Origin of the sequence: Bradyrhizobium sp. WSM1743 (assembly GCF_000473065.1) — a bacterium.
In the GTDB taxonomy this organism is placed as follows: domain Bacteria; phylum Pseudomonadota; class Alphaproteobacteria; order Rhizobiales; family Xanthobacteraceae; genus Bradyrhizobium.
In genome coordinates, this window is sequence record NZ_AXAZ01000023.1 from 1 (window position 1) to 13,996 (window position 13,996).

A 13,996-nucleotide genomic window follows, 5' to 3' on the forward strand; every position below is an offset into this window, starting at 1 on the left:
CGCCGCGACGACGCCAGCGCGTCCGCAAAGCTCGGTTGCCCCACCTGCCGATATGCCATTCCCATCCCCTCCAATCGGTCTAGGGAATCGCAGATTCGCGAATAATGCAAAGCTCTCGCAAGCGGGAGAGGTGAGCGAGCCCGCGGCAATCGCTTCAACCTAATGCCATTCCCTTTAGCGCCGGCGGCGGAATGACGACGGCGGCCGCTTGTATGTCGCGGCAAAGGCATCGTTGAATCTACGGATGCTGCCAAAGCCGGCCGCAAACGCTATCTCCGCCAATGTCATCTCGGTCTGGTCGATAAGCCGCTTGGCTTCCTGCACGCGGCGCGTCGCGGCGATCTCACTCGGGCTTGCGCCGGCATGACGCATGAACAGGCGGAGCAGGTGACGCGGCCCGACGCCCAAGGCTTCCGCAAGCTCCGTCATGGTCGCGCGATCGAGAAAGCCGTCATTGATCAGGCGCATGCCGCGCGCGACGGTGGTCGCCGTCCCCATCCAGGCCGGCGAGCCCGGCGCGGTTTCCGGCCGGCAGCGCAGGCACGGGCGAAAGCCGGCTCGCTCGGCGGCCGCCGCGGTCGCATAGAAGGTGACGTTCTCAGAGCGGGCCGGACGCACCGGACAGACCGGCCGGCAATAGATGCGCGTCGAGCGGACGCCGGAGAAGAACAGGCCGTCGAAAGCGCGCGCACGCGCGAGGCGCGCCCGATCGCAGGTTTGCCAGTCGAGATGCGGTGGCAGCGTCTGCCGATGCGCCGAGCCTGTCGTCATGGCGAAATCATAGTTTCAAGGCGCCCCGCCGAGTAGCTGAAATCGGACTCGACCGGGCGATGAGGTCCGAATCCAGCCAGCCTGCGACGCCGCTCCGGACCATCGTGTCGATAGTTCCCGGAGCAGATCGCATGAGCACACAGGCGCAACAGACGACATCAGGGCAGACCCGCCTCGCGTTCGAGATCGGGCTCCTGCTGCTTCTCTCCTTGATTTGGGGCAGCTCATTCACGCTCATCAAGGTCGCGCTTCCGACGATCCCGCCCTTCACGATGGTCGCGGCGCGGGTGACGATCGCGGCCGTTCTCTTGATCCTGATCGCTCTCGCGCAGGGGCACGCCCTGCCGCGCCAGGGGCCGGTGTGGGCGGCTTTCGTCGTGCAGGGACTGTTGCAAAGCGCGCTGCCCTTCACCCTGATCAGCTGGGGCGAAACGCATATCACAAGCGGTCTCGCCGGCGTGCTCAATGCGACCCCGCCGATATTCGTGCTAGCGATCGCGATGTCGACCGGACGCGGGCGACAGGCGATTGGCGGCCGCAAGATCATCGGTGTTGCGCTGGGCCTGGCGGGCGTCGCCCTGACCATGCGGGTTGACGTGCGCTCGGGATTCGGCACCTCCGCGCCGCTGGCGCAGGCCGCCGTCCTGGCGGCGAGCTTCTGCTACGCGCTCGCTCCGATCTGGGGGCAGCGGTTCGCGGGCCTTCCCGCGATCGTCACGGCGGCCGGCGCGATGAGCTGCGCCGCGGCCTTGATGCTGCCCATCGCCGCTGTCCTCGATCGGCCCTGGACACTGGCGCCGACGCTACAGGCGATCACGGCGGTGCTCGGGCTGGCGATCGTCTGCACCGCGCTCGCCATGGTGATCTATTTCCGCCTGATCCATACGCTTGGCCCGCTCGGCACGACGAGCGGCAGCTACCTGCGCGCCGGCTTCGCCGTGGCGCTTGGGACCACGCTCCTTGGCGAGAGCTTCACCTGGTCGATGCTGGCCGGCATGACGTTTATCGTCATCGGCGTCATGGCGGTAACCGCCCCCCTGCGGAAGCCCCATGAGGGTAGCGCAATTGTCGGTTGAAAAATTCCGTCGACAAGGCAATGCTGGCGGCCGATGCCCGCCAGACCAGACCATGACAAGAGCAAGCCTGAGGAGGAGCCGCACTATCTCGGCCACCGCGAGCGGCTGCGCGAGCGCTTCTACAGCGCGGGCGCGGATGCGCTCAGCGACTACGAGCTGCTCGAGATGGCGCTGTTTCCGGCGCTGCCGCGGCGCGACACCAAGCCGCTGGCGAAGACGCTGATCAAGACGTTCGGCTCGTTCGCCGAGGTCGTGCATGCCCCGGTGGCGCGCGTACGCGAGGTCGACGGGATCGGCGAGTCCGCGATCAACCAGCTCAAGCTGATCGCCGCGGCGGCGCATCGCGTCGCCAAGGGCGAGGTCAACGGCCGCAACGCGCTGTCGTCCTGGAACGAGGTGATCGACTATTGCCGGTCCAGCATGGCTTTTGCCGACAAGGAGCAGTTTCGCCTGCTCTTCCTCGACAAGCGCAACCAGCTGATCGCCGACGAGGTGCAGCAGACCGGCACCGTCGACCACACCCCGGTCTATCCGCGCGAGGTGATCAAGCGCGCGCTGGAGCTGTCGGCAACCGCCTTGATCCTGGTGCACAACCACCCCTCCGGCGATCCCTCGCCGTCACAGGCCGACATCCAGATGACGAAGGCGATCATCGACATCGCCAGGCCGCTGGGGATTGCCGTGCACGACCACATCATCGTCGGCAGAAGCGGGCATGCCAGCCTGCGCGGGATGCGGTTGATCTAGAGATATCAACTATGTCGGCTCGATCCAGCGCTGCACCGCCTCGACTGTGTCGGCAGGCGTGGTGTTGAAGCAGATTGCGGCATCCGGCGCCAGGCGATGGACGAGGTTGAGCACCTTCTCGAACAGCAGCAGGCGCTCCCTGGACTCGCGCAGGCCGGCGCCGATCACGATGCAGTCGAAGCGCTCGTCGCGCAGTGCCGCCGTGACACCGGCTTCGGCTGTCGCGTCGAGATCGATCAGGCAGCTCGTGACCTCGAAGCCGAGATCACGCAGGCGCAAGAGCTGCGCCTCGATGTAGTCGCGCACGAGCTCCGGCGTCAGCTGCGGAAATGCGCTGTAGTCCGCATTGCCGGGTTCGATGCCGATCGCGAGGACGCGCTTGGCCATGCAGGACCTCCTTGCCGGACCGTCTCGTCTTGCTAACGGATGGACGGCCGTGCCGGTTCCCTGAACGGCGGGCGCCACGCGCTTTCCGTTCTACCAATGATTTCATGTCAACGCTGTAAGCCATTTCACATGCGCCGGGCCGGCGGCCTGCCAGATTTTCGCAAGATCACGCTGGAGTCACGCGTCGATCACGGCAGCCGGTTCACTTTGGCTTCCACGGCGACTCGATAATTCAGTCAATTTGCGGGAGCGGAAAATGATCTCATTCGAGAGTTTGAAGAACGAGTATGAGCGGAACTGGGCCGGCCTCGAGATCCGGCCCGGGCGCCTCGCTGAGGCCAATGCCGTCGCTCGCAAGGCCCTCAACGGCAAGGCGACCTATCAGCAGATCGAGCGGTTGACGGGCGTGCCCTGGCCTTTTGCCGCGCTCTGCCACTACCGCGAGTCCAACTTCGATTTCGACACGTATCTCGGTAACGGCGAGTCGCTGCATCGCGTGACGACGCTCGTTCCGAAAGGGCGCGGCCCGTTTGCCACGTTCGTGGACGGCGCCGTGGATGCGTTCCGAATCCAGAACTTCATTGGCGCGCACGATTGGAGCATCGCGCGGATGCTGTTCCGGCTCGAGGCGTTCAACGGCTTCGGCTATCACGCCAAGGGCGTCAATTCGCCCTATCTCTATGGCGGCTCGACCCTGTACGGCCCACCCGAGGCAAGGGCGGGAAAATTCGTCCGCGACCATGTGTTCGACTCCAATCACGTCGATTCCCAGCTCGGCACGGCGGTGATCCTTCATGCAATGATGGCGCTGGATTCCTCGATCACGCTCGACGGCAGCCCGCAATTCGCCGGCCGCAGCGAGCCCGAGGACGAGGTGGCCTCGACGGTCGCTCTCATGCAGCAGGCGCTCAACCAGCTCGGCGCCAATCCGCCGCTGGCCGAGGACGGCATCAGCGGACCGAAGACCAGGGCCGCCGTCTCGCTGTTTCAGCAGCAGAACGGTCTGAGGGATACCGGGCTTCTCGATGCCGCCACGGTCGCCGCAATCACGCGCGCGATGCAGCAGCCGGGCCCTGCCGGGCAGACCGGCGACCTGTCCCAGATCCTGAAGCGGCTGGAGGAGCTCGCCCAGGTGCTGCGACCGCCAACCGGCGGCGCGACGCTGCCAGCGATTGTGCCGAACAACACACTGCCTGCCACCAACGACCCGGTCAGCTTGTTCGAACGGCTGTTCGCCCTCATCAACAAGACGGCGCCCATGCCAGGACCAGTCACCCCGACGAGCCCCGCCCCGGTCGATCAGCTGAAACAGGTCGTCGACCTGCTCAGCACCCTGCTCAACAACGGCGGCGGCAAGCCCATGCTCGGTCAGGTCAACGGCGCGCTCGGCGAGACCATCGGCAAGCTGCTCGATGGCAAGAAGACCGCGCTCGGGATCGGCGGCTCGCTGCTCACAGCGCTGCTCTCGTCGGTGACGGCGAGCCCCAACGCCGGCGGCCTTGCCGGGCTGCTCGGGACGATCGTGTCGGCGGTACCGGGGCTCGGCCAGTTCATGATGCCGATCTCGCTCGCGCTCACCGTCTGGGGCGTGCTGGGCAAGATGGAGAAATGGGCGCAAGGCACCGCACCGCCGCCGAGGGTGACGACGTAATCTGCCGCCATCCTTCGAGACGCCGCCTACGGCGGGCCCTCAGGATGAGGTCCCGTTTCGCGGCGGGATCTCAGACCCTCATGGTGAGGCGCCCGCCAAAGCGGGCGTCTCGAACCATGCAGGCCGAGCACATCGGCGGCGCCTACTGACGCAGCATGATCAGGGGATCGGCGGTGTCGGGGACGCGCCGCCACTGGGCGTTGTCGTCGGCCTCGAACTGCCAGGCTTCGCCTGCTTTCGACATCAGGATGATCTGGCCGCGCTCGAGCCGCCATTGCGTCGGGTTGAACTGCGCGATCGTCGCATCGCATTTCGGCTTGAGGAAGACCTGGAAATTGTCCGGGCTCGCTTCGGTGTTGGTCAGCGTCAGCCCGCACACCGGCTGGCCGTTGCCGCGCACCATCGACCAGTCGCCGATCATCTGGTCCATCGATTTGGCCATCGAACGCGCGGCGGCGAGGTCCTGCAGGATGTAGACGCCCTCACCCTGGCGCAGGCCCTCGAAGATGCCGGCCTCGACCTCGGTGAAGTCGATCACGGCTTCGCCGGTCGCATCCTGCAAGCGAACGATGTCGAGGCCCTTCACGCTCCAGGCGACGATGTCCTTGGTGAAGGGCAGCGCGGACTTGCAGGCCGGCTCCAGCTCCAGCTTGAAGCCCTGACCCGCGGCATCAGCCTTGAGCGTGACGACGCAGGTCTTGCTGCGCTCGGTGGTCGAGAGCTCCCACTGTCCGGGCATCGACTTCTTCAGGGCCGTTGCATCCTGCGCATGCGCGATGCCGATCGCGGCCAAGGAGGCCGCGACGGCGAATGCAACAGCCCGAAGAACTCGCATCAGCGCCCCTTGAACGGCGTTTCGGCAACCGGCGTCAGCGGCGCCTTGCCGGCGAACCAGGCCTTGAGGTTGTCCACCACGAGCTGGTCCATCGCGTTGCGCGTCACCACCGAGGCCGAGCCGATATGCGGCAGCAGCACGACGTTCTGCATGGTCTTGAGCTCGTCGGGCACGTTCGGTTCGGCCGCAAACACGTCGAGGCCGGCGGCGAGAATGGTGCCGGATTTCAGCGCCTGGATCAGCGCCGGCTCGTCGACCACCGAGCCGCGGGCCACGTTGATCAGCACGCCGCGCGGACCGAGCGCCTTCAGCACCTCGGCATTGATCATCTTGTTTGTGCTGGCGCCGCCCGGCACGATCACCATCAGCGTGTCCACCGCCTTCGCCATCTCGATCAGGTCAGGATAGTGCTTGTAGGAGACGTCCTTCGAGGGATTGCGCGAGTGGTAGACCACCGGCACCAGCGAGGCATCGAGCCGGCGCGCGATGGCCTGGCCGATCCGGCCCATGCCGACGATGCCGACCTTGCGGTCGCGCAGCGAGCCGACGCTGAGCGGATAGTTCTGGGTCTGCCACAGCCCGGAGCGCACATAGCGGTCAGCCTTGATGAATTCGCGCAAGGTGGCGATCAACAGGCCCATGGCGACGTCGGCGACTTCCTCGGTCAGCACGTCGGGCGTGTTGGTGACGATGATGCTGTGCTCGGCGGCGTACTTGGCGTCGATGTGGTCGTAGCCGACGCCGAAGCTCGCCACCATCTCCAGCTTCGGCAGCTGCGACAGCGAATCCCTGTCCGCACGCACGGTGTGATAGGTCACGGCGACGCCGCGGATCTTGTCACGGACCGCCGGCGTCAGCCGCTCGAGGTCGCCGCGTGTTTCGGCCTTGTGCACGACGAAATGATCGGAAAAGCCGTTCTCGAGGATCGGCCGCACCGGCCCATAGACCAGAAGGTCGATCTTTTCGGACGAAATCGAACCGGTAGACATCAGCTTTCCTTTCCAAGCGCGCTCTCATGCCAGCGCCGTAAAACGAGGTGCGAAACTAGCGCCAGCACCCCATAGATGACAATCCCGGCCAGCGACAACAAAAGCAGCGCTGCGAACATGCGGGGTATGTTCAAGCGATAGGCAGATTCGGCGATCCTGTAGGCGAGCCCGGAGCCGGCGCCGGCCGTTCCCGCCGCGATCTCGGCCACGACTGCGCCGATCAGCGACAGGCCGCCGGCGATGCGCAGGCCGCCGAGGATATAGGGCAGCGCCGCGGGCAGCTTGAGAAAGCGCAGCGCTTGCTGTGGCGAGGCGCCGTAGAGCTGGAACAGGCCGGCGAGATTGCGGTCCACTGAATTCAGGCCGAGCGTGGTGTTGGACAGTACCGGGAAAAAGGCGACGATGAAGGCGCAGACCACGACCGCGGTCTGCTGCTCCAGATAAATCAGGAGCAGCGGCGCGATCGCAATCACCGGCGTCACCTGGAGCACGACGGCATATGGGAACAGCGAATATTCCACCCATTTCGACTGGTTGAACACCAGCGCCAGGACAATGCCGCCGATGCTGGCGGCGACAAACCCTTCGAGCGTCGTCAGTAGCGTGGTGGCGAGCGATTGCGACAGCACCGCCCAGTCCTTGATCAGCGTCAGGACGATGATGGACGGCGCCGGCAGCACGTAAGGCGGGATGTCCTTGATGCGAACCACGAGTTCCCAGGCAAGGAGGCCGGCCGCGAACACGATGATGGGCAGCACGAAGCGCATCGCGCGTTGCGCGCCGGACGGTTTCGCGATGACCGCAGGCTGCGCGTTCATAGCGTCGACTGCTCCGAATAGGACGGTGCCAGCGCGGCCGACACTCTTCGGCAATAATCGGAATAGGCGGCCGAGGTGCGAAACTCCTCGCCGCGCGGCTCGACCGTCTCGATGCGGATGTCGGCCTGGATGCGGCCGGGCCGCGCCGTCATGACGACGACGCGCTGTGACAGGTAGACGGATTCGAACACCGAATGGGTGACGAAGATGACGGTCTTGCCCAAGGACCGCCACAGCGCCAGCAGATCATTGTTGAGGCGGAAGCGCGTGATCTCGTCGAGCGCGGCGAACGGCTCATCCATCAGGAGGATATCGGGGTCGGTGACGAGCGCGCGGGCCAGCGACACCCGCATCTTCATGCCGCCGGAGAGCTCGCGCGGAAAGGCATCGGCGAAATCGGCAAGCCCGACGCTGGCCAGCGCCGCGCCGGCACGCGCGCGCCCCTCCGCCTTCGGCACGCCTGCGAGCTTCAAGGGCAGCCGCACGTTCTCGCGCACGTTGGTCCAGGGCATCAGGGTCGGCTCCTGGAACACGAAGCCGATGCCGTGACCTGGCAGCACCTTGCCCTCGTGCCGAGCCACCCGCACCGTACCTGATGACGGCGCGCTGAGCTCCGCGATCAGCCGCAACACCGTCGACTTGCCGCAGCCGGACGGCCCGAGCAGCGAGATGAACTCGCCCTTGCGGACAGCGAGGTCGAACGGACCAAGCGCCATGACGCCGTTGTCGTAGACCTTGGTCACGCCGCGCAGGCTGACGGCGAGAGCCGTCAGGCTGGCCTCGACCGCGGATGACGCGTTGCGCTCTACCATTGACGGCGGGCTGCTGCGTTTCGGGCGCCCTTCACCTCTCCCCGACGGGGAGAGGTCGGCGCGCAGCGCCGGGTGAGGGGGAGCAGGTCCCACGAGAGAACGTAACCCCTCATCCGCATCGCATCTGGCGATGCGATGCGACCTCTCCCTTCGGGAGAGGTGGACGATGCCGATGCACCTTGGTCCAAGCTCAGCATGCGTTACGGCTTGTTCGGGCGGAGCTCGACGCCGACGCCCTTGTTGACGAAGCGCAGCGTGTAGGACTTGCGGAAGTCGAGATCCGCCTTCACGACGCCGGCCTTCACCATCTTGTTGAAGAAGGAGGCATAGCGTTCGTCGCTCATCGCACCGATGCCGTTCTTCAAGGAGTCCCCGGAATCGACGATGCCGTGCTCCTTCATCTTGGCGACGGAATAGGCCAAAAGATCGTCGGTCATCTCCGGATTGAGCTTCTTGATCAGGGCGTTGCCAGCGGAATTGTCGCGGTAGATGTAGGTGTACCAGCCGATCATGGAGGCATCGACGAAGCGCTGCACCAGGTCAGGCTTCTTCTCGACGATGTCGCGGCGGGTCTCGATCAGCGTCGAATAAGTGTTGAAGCCGTAATCGGCGAGCAGCAGCACGTTGGGCTTGAAGCCGGCGGCCTTCTCCACTGCAAATGGCTCGGAAGTGACGTAACCCTGCATGGCGCTCTTGGGATTGGCGATGAAGGGCTGCGGATTGAAATTGTAGGGGCGGACGTTCTTCTCGCTGAAGCCGTATTCGGACTTCAGCCATTGGAAGTAGCTGGTCATGCCCTCCTTGGAGACGAACAGCGTCAGCGGCTTGAGGTCCTCGATCTTGGCGACCTTGGCGTCGGGCTGCGTCAGCATCACCTGCGGATCCTTCTGGAAGATCGCGGCGATGGTGACGACGGGAACGTTGTTGGCGATCGCGTCGAACGACATCAGCGTATTCGCGGCCATGAAGAAATCGATCTTGCCGGCGATCAGCAGCATCCGGTTGTTCTCGTTGGGACCACCGGGAACGATGGTGACGTCGAGGCCGTACTTCTTGTAGGTGCCGTCGGCGACCGCCTGGAAGAAGCCGCCATGCTCGGCCTCCGCGACCCAGTTGGTGCCGAAGGTGACCTTGTCGAGCGTTTCGGCGCACGCCGGCGCAAAGGAGGCGATAGCGGCCAACAGGCCCGCCGTTAACGCTCGCCGCAGATGAGAGGGGGTCATGATGGCACTCCGTCGATCGTGGCTGGCCGATGTGAAGGCAACGCGATAAAACCGCATGACATTGGGGGACGCGAGCCGGTCGGGCCCGCGTCCCCTCATACCCCAAATTACGTGACAAATTCGGGCAAAGAAACCTTGATGACGCCGTCCCGCGACTGGACCGAAATCCGCTGGGCCGATGCGCCCCCCGCGGAGACGTCGCGCTGGATCGCCGTGCTGCCGCTGGCGGCAACCGAGCAGCATGGCCCGCATCTGCCGCTCACGACGGACGTGCTGATCGCGGACGCTTATCTGGCTCGTGTGCGCCAGTTGTTGCCCGAGCGCGTTCCAGCCAGCTTCCTACCCGTCGAACCAGTCGGCATTTCCACCGAGCATATCGACTATCCGGGCACAGAGACGCTGCCGACCGAAATTGCGCTGAAGAAATGGACAGGGATCGGCGAGGAGGTTGCACGCCGCGGCGTGAAGAAGCTCGTCATCATCACCAGCCATGGCGGCAACAGCGCGGCCATGATGCTGGTTGCGCAGGATCTGCGCGCGCATCACAAGCTGTTCGTGGTGACGACGTCATGGTCGCGGCTCTCAGGCGCGGACAAATTGTTTCCGGCCGAGGAAGTGCGCCACGGCATTCACGGCGGCGCGGTCGAGACCTCGATCATGCTGGCCCGCTATCCGGGTCAGGTGCGCAAGGATGCGATCGCAAATTTTCCTGCGAGCAGCATCGCGATGGAAAAGCAGTATCGCTGGCTCTCGACGCAGCGCCCCGCGCCGTTCGCCTGGCAGGCGCAGGATCTGAACACCAGCGGCGCGGTCGGCGATGCCACGCTGGCGCTCCCCGAGAAGGGCGAGCAGCTGCTCGATCAGGGCGCGACCGCGTTCTGCGAACTGCTGACTGAAGTCGATAACTTCGACGTGAACAGGCTCGCGAAGGGACCCCTCGGCTAACCGGCATCCTCCTGGATTCATTCAGGAAAGATCGAGTCTCCGGGACCACATTTTCGGTGTTCGAACCGGACGCGAAGAGCCTCCGTCCAATTGGGCACGCGGGCCACAACGGACCGCCTCAACCCCGGATGGAGTTTCACATGTCGATCAAGACCAAGATTGCCGCCGCAGCTCTCGCTGCCCTCGCCGTGACCGGCAGCATCGCGTCCACCACCACTTCGGCCGAAGCCAAGCAGCCCGGCTGGGTTTGGGGCGTGGGTGCCGGCATCGCCACCGCCGCCGTCGTCGGCTCCGCGATCGCCGCCAGCAACGACCCCTATTACTACGGCTATCACCGCTGCGGCTGGGTCGCCCAGTACAACGCCTTCGGCCAGTACGTCGGCCGCGTTCGTACCTGCTACTGATCTGAGTACCTGAGGCCGATCTCCACGTGGATCCTGCGTCCGACACGGGCGCCTCATCCACCCCGTGTCGTGCCCCCGACCCCGCCCGACTGTCCCCCCGGGCGGGGTCATTCGTTTTGGGACCTGCGAATTTGTTGCAGCCGCGTCACACAGCGGTGCGAACCATCCTCCGCGGCAATGCGCGTCAGTTGCTATTGCGAATTAATCGCAATAAGGTTTGTCGCAGGTTCAGGAACTTGGGACGAAGCCGGGTCGAATCGAGATCATCTCGCCCGTTCGGGTGACTATCCGAGGCCTGATGACAGAATCGCCGCGACTCGGCAGGGATGGCGCGGCGGGTGGGACACATTCGCGTTTGGGGGCATGCGTTTTGGCGTTGAGAGGTCATAGACACCGGTGCTTGCGAACGGCCGCGGCGATTGCCACGGGCGTATTGGTTTTTCCGGCCGCCAGCCGCGCGGCCGACCTGCCGCTGAAGGCACCGGCCTGGAAAGCGGTCTACGACTGGACCGGCCTCTATATCGGCGCGCATGCCGGCTATAGCCGCGGCTCGTCGCACTTTGCCCTCAATGACGGCGCCGCCATCAACGACAGCGGCGTCTTCAGCGGCATGATCGGCGGCGTGCAGGCCGGCTACAATTATCGGCTCAACTCCGGCTGGCTGGTCGGTGTCGAAGGCGATTTCTCGTTTCCCAACTACATCACCTCGAATTCGATCGTCTCGTTCCTGGCGACACCGGCCAACACCGTCACGCAGCAATGGGACTACACCGCGAGCCTGCGCGGCCGGGTCGGCTACACCAGCGGTCCGTGGCTGGTCTATGCCACCGGCGGCTTTGCCTGGTTGGGGGAGCGCTATTTCGACACGCCGGCCTCCGGCGCCGAGGTGCCAAAAATCCTGAACACGCGGCCCGGCTGGATCGCTGGCGCCGGCATCGAATACGGTTTCGCGCCGCATTGGAGCGCGCGGCTCGAATATCTCTACAGCCGCTTCGACGGCGCCAATGTCGCCTTCGCCGCTACGGGCGCCCAATACACGTCCTCGTCGCTCGACTTCCAGCAGGTCAGGTTCGGCCTCAACCGCAAGGTCGATTGGCCGGGCGCGCCGAGCTACAACCCGAACAGCTCCCTGATCGACACGGAATCGGATCGCTGGGAGATTCACGGCCAGAGCACCTATCTGCCGCAAGGCTATCCGTCGTTCCCCGCCCTCTACACTGGACCGAACTCGCTGTCGCCGTCGCGGCAGGCCAAGGCGACGTGGAGCAACAGCCTGTTCCTGAACGCGCGGCTGTGGGACGGCGGCGAGGTCTATTACAACCCCGAGCTGCTCCAGGGATTTGGACTGAGCGACACGGTGGGCGTGGCCGGCTTCCCCAACGGGGAAGCGCAGAAGTCGAACTTCCCCTACCCGCACTACAACACCTCGCGCCTGTTCGTGCGCCAGACGTTCGGATTTGGTGGCGAGCAGGAGGAGTTTGCGAGCACGCAGTTGCAGCTCGGGCAGAAGGTCGACGTGTCGCGCCTCACCCTGCAGGCCGGCAAGTTCGCGGTGGTCGACGTGTTCGACGGCAATGCCTACGCCAAGGACACCCGCAAGGACTTCATGAACTGGTCGCTATGGGCGCCCGGCGCCTTCGACTATTCCGCCGACAAGGTTGGCCTCACCTACGGCGTCACTGCCGAGCTCAACCAGAAGCATTGGGCGCTGCGCGGCGGCTATTTCCTGATGGTCGCGGAGCCCAATTCAAATCATTTCGACACCAGGGTCGGGGAGCGCGGCCAGTACGTGCTTGAGCTCGAGACGCGCTTCTCGCTGTTCGGCCTGCCCGGCAGGCTCAGGACCATGGGCTGGGTCGACAGCGCCAACATCGGCAGCTTCCGCGAGACACTGGACAATCCCGCGCTCAATCTCGACATCGCGCAGACGAGGCGCAGCCGTCTGAAGTATGGCTATGTGCTCAACCTCGAGCAGGCAATCACCGAGGACGTCGGACTGTTCGGCCGCTGGAGCTGGAATGACGGCAAGAGCGAGACGATTGCCTTCACCGACATCAATCGCAGCCTGTCCGGCGGTCTGTCGATCAAGGGCACGAGATGGGGCCGGCCTGACGACGTGATCGGCATCGGCGGCGCGATCAACGCGATTTCGCAGGACTATCGCGACTTCCTCGCCGCCGGCGGCCTCGGCATTCTGATCGGCGACGGCGCGCTCAACTACCGCAAGGAGCGCATCCTCGAAACCTATTACGCCTATGCGCTGAACAAGAATCTCACTCTCACCGCCGACTATCAGCTCATCGTCAATCCTGCCTACAACGCCGACCGCGGCCCGGTATCGGTGTTTTCGGGCCGGCTGCACGGGGAGTTCTGAGCCTATGCACGCACGGGCTCGATGGCCGTTCACCTCTCCCCAGCGGGGAGAGGTCGATTTGCGCAGCAAATCGGGTGAGGGAGCGCTGCCCCAAGTGACACCGTAACCCCTCACCCGGATCCCATCTTCGATGCGATCCGACCTCTCCCTTAGGGAGAGGTATGGCGTGCACCGGTTGAGCCAAGACTCATTCCTTTTCAGAACAGCAGCGCGACGCCCGAGACCAACAGCAGCGCGAGCACGATCTTGCGGAACGCGGCCTCGTCAATCCGGCCGAACAGTTTTAGTCCCAGCCACGTTCCGGCGAACAGAAAGGGCAGGCCGAGCGCGAACAGCTTCGCCGTGTCGAGCGTGAGCGATCCCTTGACGCCGAGCCAGAGCGCCGCCATGGCGAACACCACGACTGCGACCGGCTGAAACGTAGCACGCTGCACGTCCTTGGGCAGGCCGCGCAGATTGCACCAGATGGTAACGACGATGCCGGCAAGGCCGGTCAGCCCGCCGAGCAGGCCGTTGACGAAGCCGACCGTCACGTCGGCCGCCGGTGGTACGGCCGTGGCGAGTTTGAGCTGCGGCCGGAGGAATGCATAGAGACTATAGGCGATCAGAGTAACTCCAACCACGATGCGGACACTCTTCGGATCAGCCCACGTCAGAAGCGACACCCCGGCCGGCACGCCGACGACTGCACCGATAATGAAAGGCCACAGCCGGCGCCAGTCGAGCGCCGCGCGCAGCTTCCAGACCGAGTAACCCTGCACCAGAAGACCGAAGCCGACGATCAGGCTGGCGCTCTGAAGCGGTGTCAGCACGTAGAGCCACAGCGAAGCTGCGACGAGGCCGAAGGCGAAGCCCGAGAGGCCCGCGACGAGCGCACCGGCGAACGTGGCGAACAGAAAAAGCGGAAGCTCGATTGCGATCCCGTCCATTGCTCGCTCCATAGATCGGCGAGCAGCGCTTGCGT

At 64.8% G+C, this 13,996-nt stretch carries 14 protein-coding genes; 6 read left to right on the plus strand and 8 right to left on the minus strand.

The window, feature by feature from the left end:
* Positions 1–174 precede the first annotated feature (174 nt).
* Complete coding sequence (locus YU9_RS0116225; RefSeq protein ID WP_036017321.1) at positions 175–771, minus strand: bifunctional transcriptional activator/DNA repair enzyme AdaA; 597 nt, start codon at positions 769–771, stop codon at positions 175–177.
* 131 nt (positions 772–902) lie between these two features.
* Between YU9_RS0116225 and YU9_RS0116230 the strand changes: the two genes are divergently transcribed.
* A complete protein-coding gene (locus YU9_RS0116230; RefSeq protein WP_027573799.1) occupies positions 903–1,847 on the plus strand; it encodes a DMT family transporter in 945 nt (314 codons plus the stop codon).
* Positions 1,848–1,880: 33 nt separating this feature from the next.
* Positions 1,881–2,594: a DNA repair protein RadC gene (gene radC, locus YU9_RS0116235; protein WP_027573800.1), complete on the plus strand. Its 714-nt coding sequence runs from the start codon at positions 1,881–1,883 to the stop codon at positions 2,592–2,594.
* Between the two features lie 9 nt (positions 2,595–2,603).
* On the opposite strand, the gene YU9_RS0116240 is transcribed toward radC, so the two are convergent.
* The gene (locus tag YU9_RS0116240; protein ID WP_027573801.1) at positions 2,604–2,981 is read right to left on the minus strand and encodes a hypothetical protein; all 378 of its coding nucleotides are present in this window, start codon (positions 2,979–2,981) and stop codon (positions 2,604–2,606) included.
* A gap of 256 nt (positions 2,982–3,237) precedes the next feature.
* Here YU9_RS0116240 and YU9_RS0116245 point away from each other — a divergent pair, with 256 nt between their 5' ends.
* Complete coding sequence (locus YU9_RS0116245) at positions 3,238–4,632, plus strand: peptidoglycan-binding protein (RefSeq protein WP_027573802.1); 1,395 nt, start codon at positions 3,238–3,240, stop codon at positions 4,630–4,632.
* A 142-nt stretch (positions 4,633–4,774) separates the two neighbouring features.
* Here YU9_RS0116245 and YU9_RS0116250 read toward each other — a convergent pair whose 3' ends face one another.
* The 5 genes from YU9_RS0116250 to YU9_RS0116270 form a co-directional block, all read right to left on the minus strand.
* Positions 4,775–5,467, minus strand: coding sequence for an AprI/Inh family metalloprotease inhibitor (locus YU9_RS0116250; RefSeq protein ID WP_027573803.1), 693 nt, complete (start codon positions 5,465–5,467; stop codon positions 4,775–4,777).
* Entirely contained in the window at positions 5,467–6,456 is a 990-nt protein-coding gene (locus tag YU9_RS0116255; protein WP_027573804.1) for a 2-hydroxyacid dehydrogenase, read from the minus strand. The genes YU9_RS0116250 and YU9_RS0116255 overlap by 1 nt, the downstream gene beginning before the upstream one ends.
* The gene (locus YU9_RS0116260; RefSeq protein WP_027573805.1) at positions 6,456–7,274 is read right to left on the minus strand and encodes an ABC transporter permease; all 819 of its coding nucleotides are present in this window, start codon (positions 7,272–7,274) and stop codon (positions 6,456–6,458) included. Before YU9_RS0116260 ends, YU9_RS0116255 begins: the two co-directional genes overlap by 1 nt.
* Positions 7,271–8,086 (minus strand): ABC transporter ATP-binding protein, encoded by an 816-nt coding sequence (locus YU9_RS0116265; protein ID WP_027573806.1) that lies wholly within the window; start codon positions 8,084–8,086, stop codon positions 7,271–7,273. Before YU9_RS0116265 ends, YU9_RS0116260 begins: the two co-directional genes overlap by 4 nt.
* Before the next feature lie 200 nt (positions 8,087–8,286).
* Positions 8,287–9,309, minus strand: a complete 1,023-nt coding sequence (locus YU9_RS0116270) for an ABC transporter substrate-binding protein (RefSeq protein WP_027573807.1) — start codon at positions 9,307–9,309, stop codon at positions 8,287–8,289.
* A 138-nt stretch (positions 9,310–9,447) separates the two neighbouring features.
* Here YU9_RS0116270 and YU9_RS0116275 point away from each other — a divergent pair, with 138 nt between their 5' ends.
* The 3 genes from YU9_RS0116275 (at position 9,448) to YU9_RS0116285 (ending at position 13,032) form a co-directional block, all read left to right on the plus strand.
* Positions 9,448–10,254, plus strand: coding sequence for a creatininase family protein (locus YU9_RS0116275; RefSeq protein WP_027573808.1), 807 nt, complete (start codon positions 9,448–9,450; stop codon positions 10,252–10,254).
* 140 nt (positions 10,255–10,394) lie between these two features.
* Entirely contained in the window at positions 10,395–10,658 is a 264-nt protein-coding gene (locus YU9_RS0116280) for a hypothetical protein (RefSeq protein WP_027573809.1), read from the plus strand.
* Positions 10,659–11,058: 400 nt separating this feature from the next.
* Positions 11,059–13,032, plus strand: a complete 1,974-nt coding sequence (locus YU9_RS0116285) for a carbohydrate porin (protein ID WP_027573810.1) — start codon at positions 11,059–11,061, stop codon at positions 13,030–13,032.
* A 197-nt stretch (positions 13,033–13,229) separates the two neighbouring features.
* On the opposite strand, the gene YU9_RS0116290 is transcribed toward YU9_RS0116285, so the two are convergent.
* Entirely contained in the window at positions 13,230–13,961 is a 732-nt protein-coding gene (locus YU9_RS0116290; protein WP_027573811.1) for a sulfite exporter TauE/SafE family protein, read from the minus strand.
* Between the last annotated feature and the right edge of the window lie 35 nt (positions 13,962–13,996).

Excerpts from the sequence above, each read along its gene's own strand:
- YU9_RS0116250 (WP_027573803.1), bottom strand. The coding sequence starts at position 5,467 with ATGCGAGTTCTTCGGGCTGTTGCATTCGCCGTCGCGGCCTCCTTGGCC.
- YU9_RS0116260 (WP_027573805.1), bottom strand. The coding sequence starts at position 7,274 with ATGAACGCGCAGCCTGCGGTCATCGCGAAACCGTCCGGCGCGCAACGC.
- YU9_RS0116280 (WP_027573809.1), top strand. The coding sequence starts at position 10,395 with ATGTCGATCAAGACCAAGATTGCCGCCGCAGCTCTCGCTGCCCTCGCC.
- radC (WP_027573800.1), top strand. The coding sequence starts at position 1,881 with ATGCCCGCCAGACCAGACCATGACAAGAGCAAGCCTGAGGAGGAGCCG.
- YU9_RS0116290 (WP_027573811.1), bottom strand. The coding sequence starts at position 13,961 with ATGGACGGGATCGCAATCGAGCTTCCGCTTTTTCTGTTCGCCACGTTC.
- YU9_RS0116230 (WP_027573799.1), top strand. The coding sequence starts at position 903 with ATGAGCACACAGGCGCAACAGACGACATCAGGGCAGACCCGCCTCGCG.
- YU9_RS0116265 (WP_027573806.1), bottom strand. The coding sequence starts at position 8,086 with ATGGTAGAGCGCAACGCGTCATCCGCGGTCGAGGCCAGCCTGACGGCT.
- YU9_RS0116225 (WP_036017321.1), bottom strand. The coding sequence starts at position 771 with ATGACGACAGGCTCGGCGCATCGGCAGACGCTGCCACCGCATCTCGAC.
- YU9_RS0116255 (WP_027573804.1), bottom strand. The coding sequence starts at position 6,456 with ATGTCTACCGGTTCGATTTCGTCCGAAAAGATCGACCTTCTGGTCTAT.
- YU9_RS0116270 (WP_027573807.1), bottom strand. The coding sequence starts at position 9,309 with ATGACCCCCTCTCATCTGCGGCGAGCGTTAACGGCGGGCCTGTTGGCC.
- YU9_RS0116275 (WP_027573808.1), top strand. The coding sequence starts at position 9,448 with ATGACGCCGTCCCGCGACTGGACCGAAATCCGCTGGGCCGATGCGCCC.
- YU9_RS0116240 (WP_027573801.1), bottom strand. The coding sequence starts at position 2,981 with ATGGCCAAGCGCGTCCTCGCGATCGGCATCGAACCCGGCAATGCGGAC.
- YU9_RS0116245 (WP_027573802.1), top strand. The coding sequence starts at position 3,238 with ATGATCTCATTCGAGAGTTTGAAGAACGAGTATGAGCGGAACTGGGCC.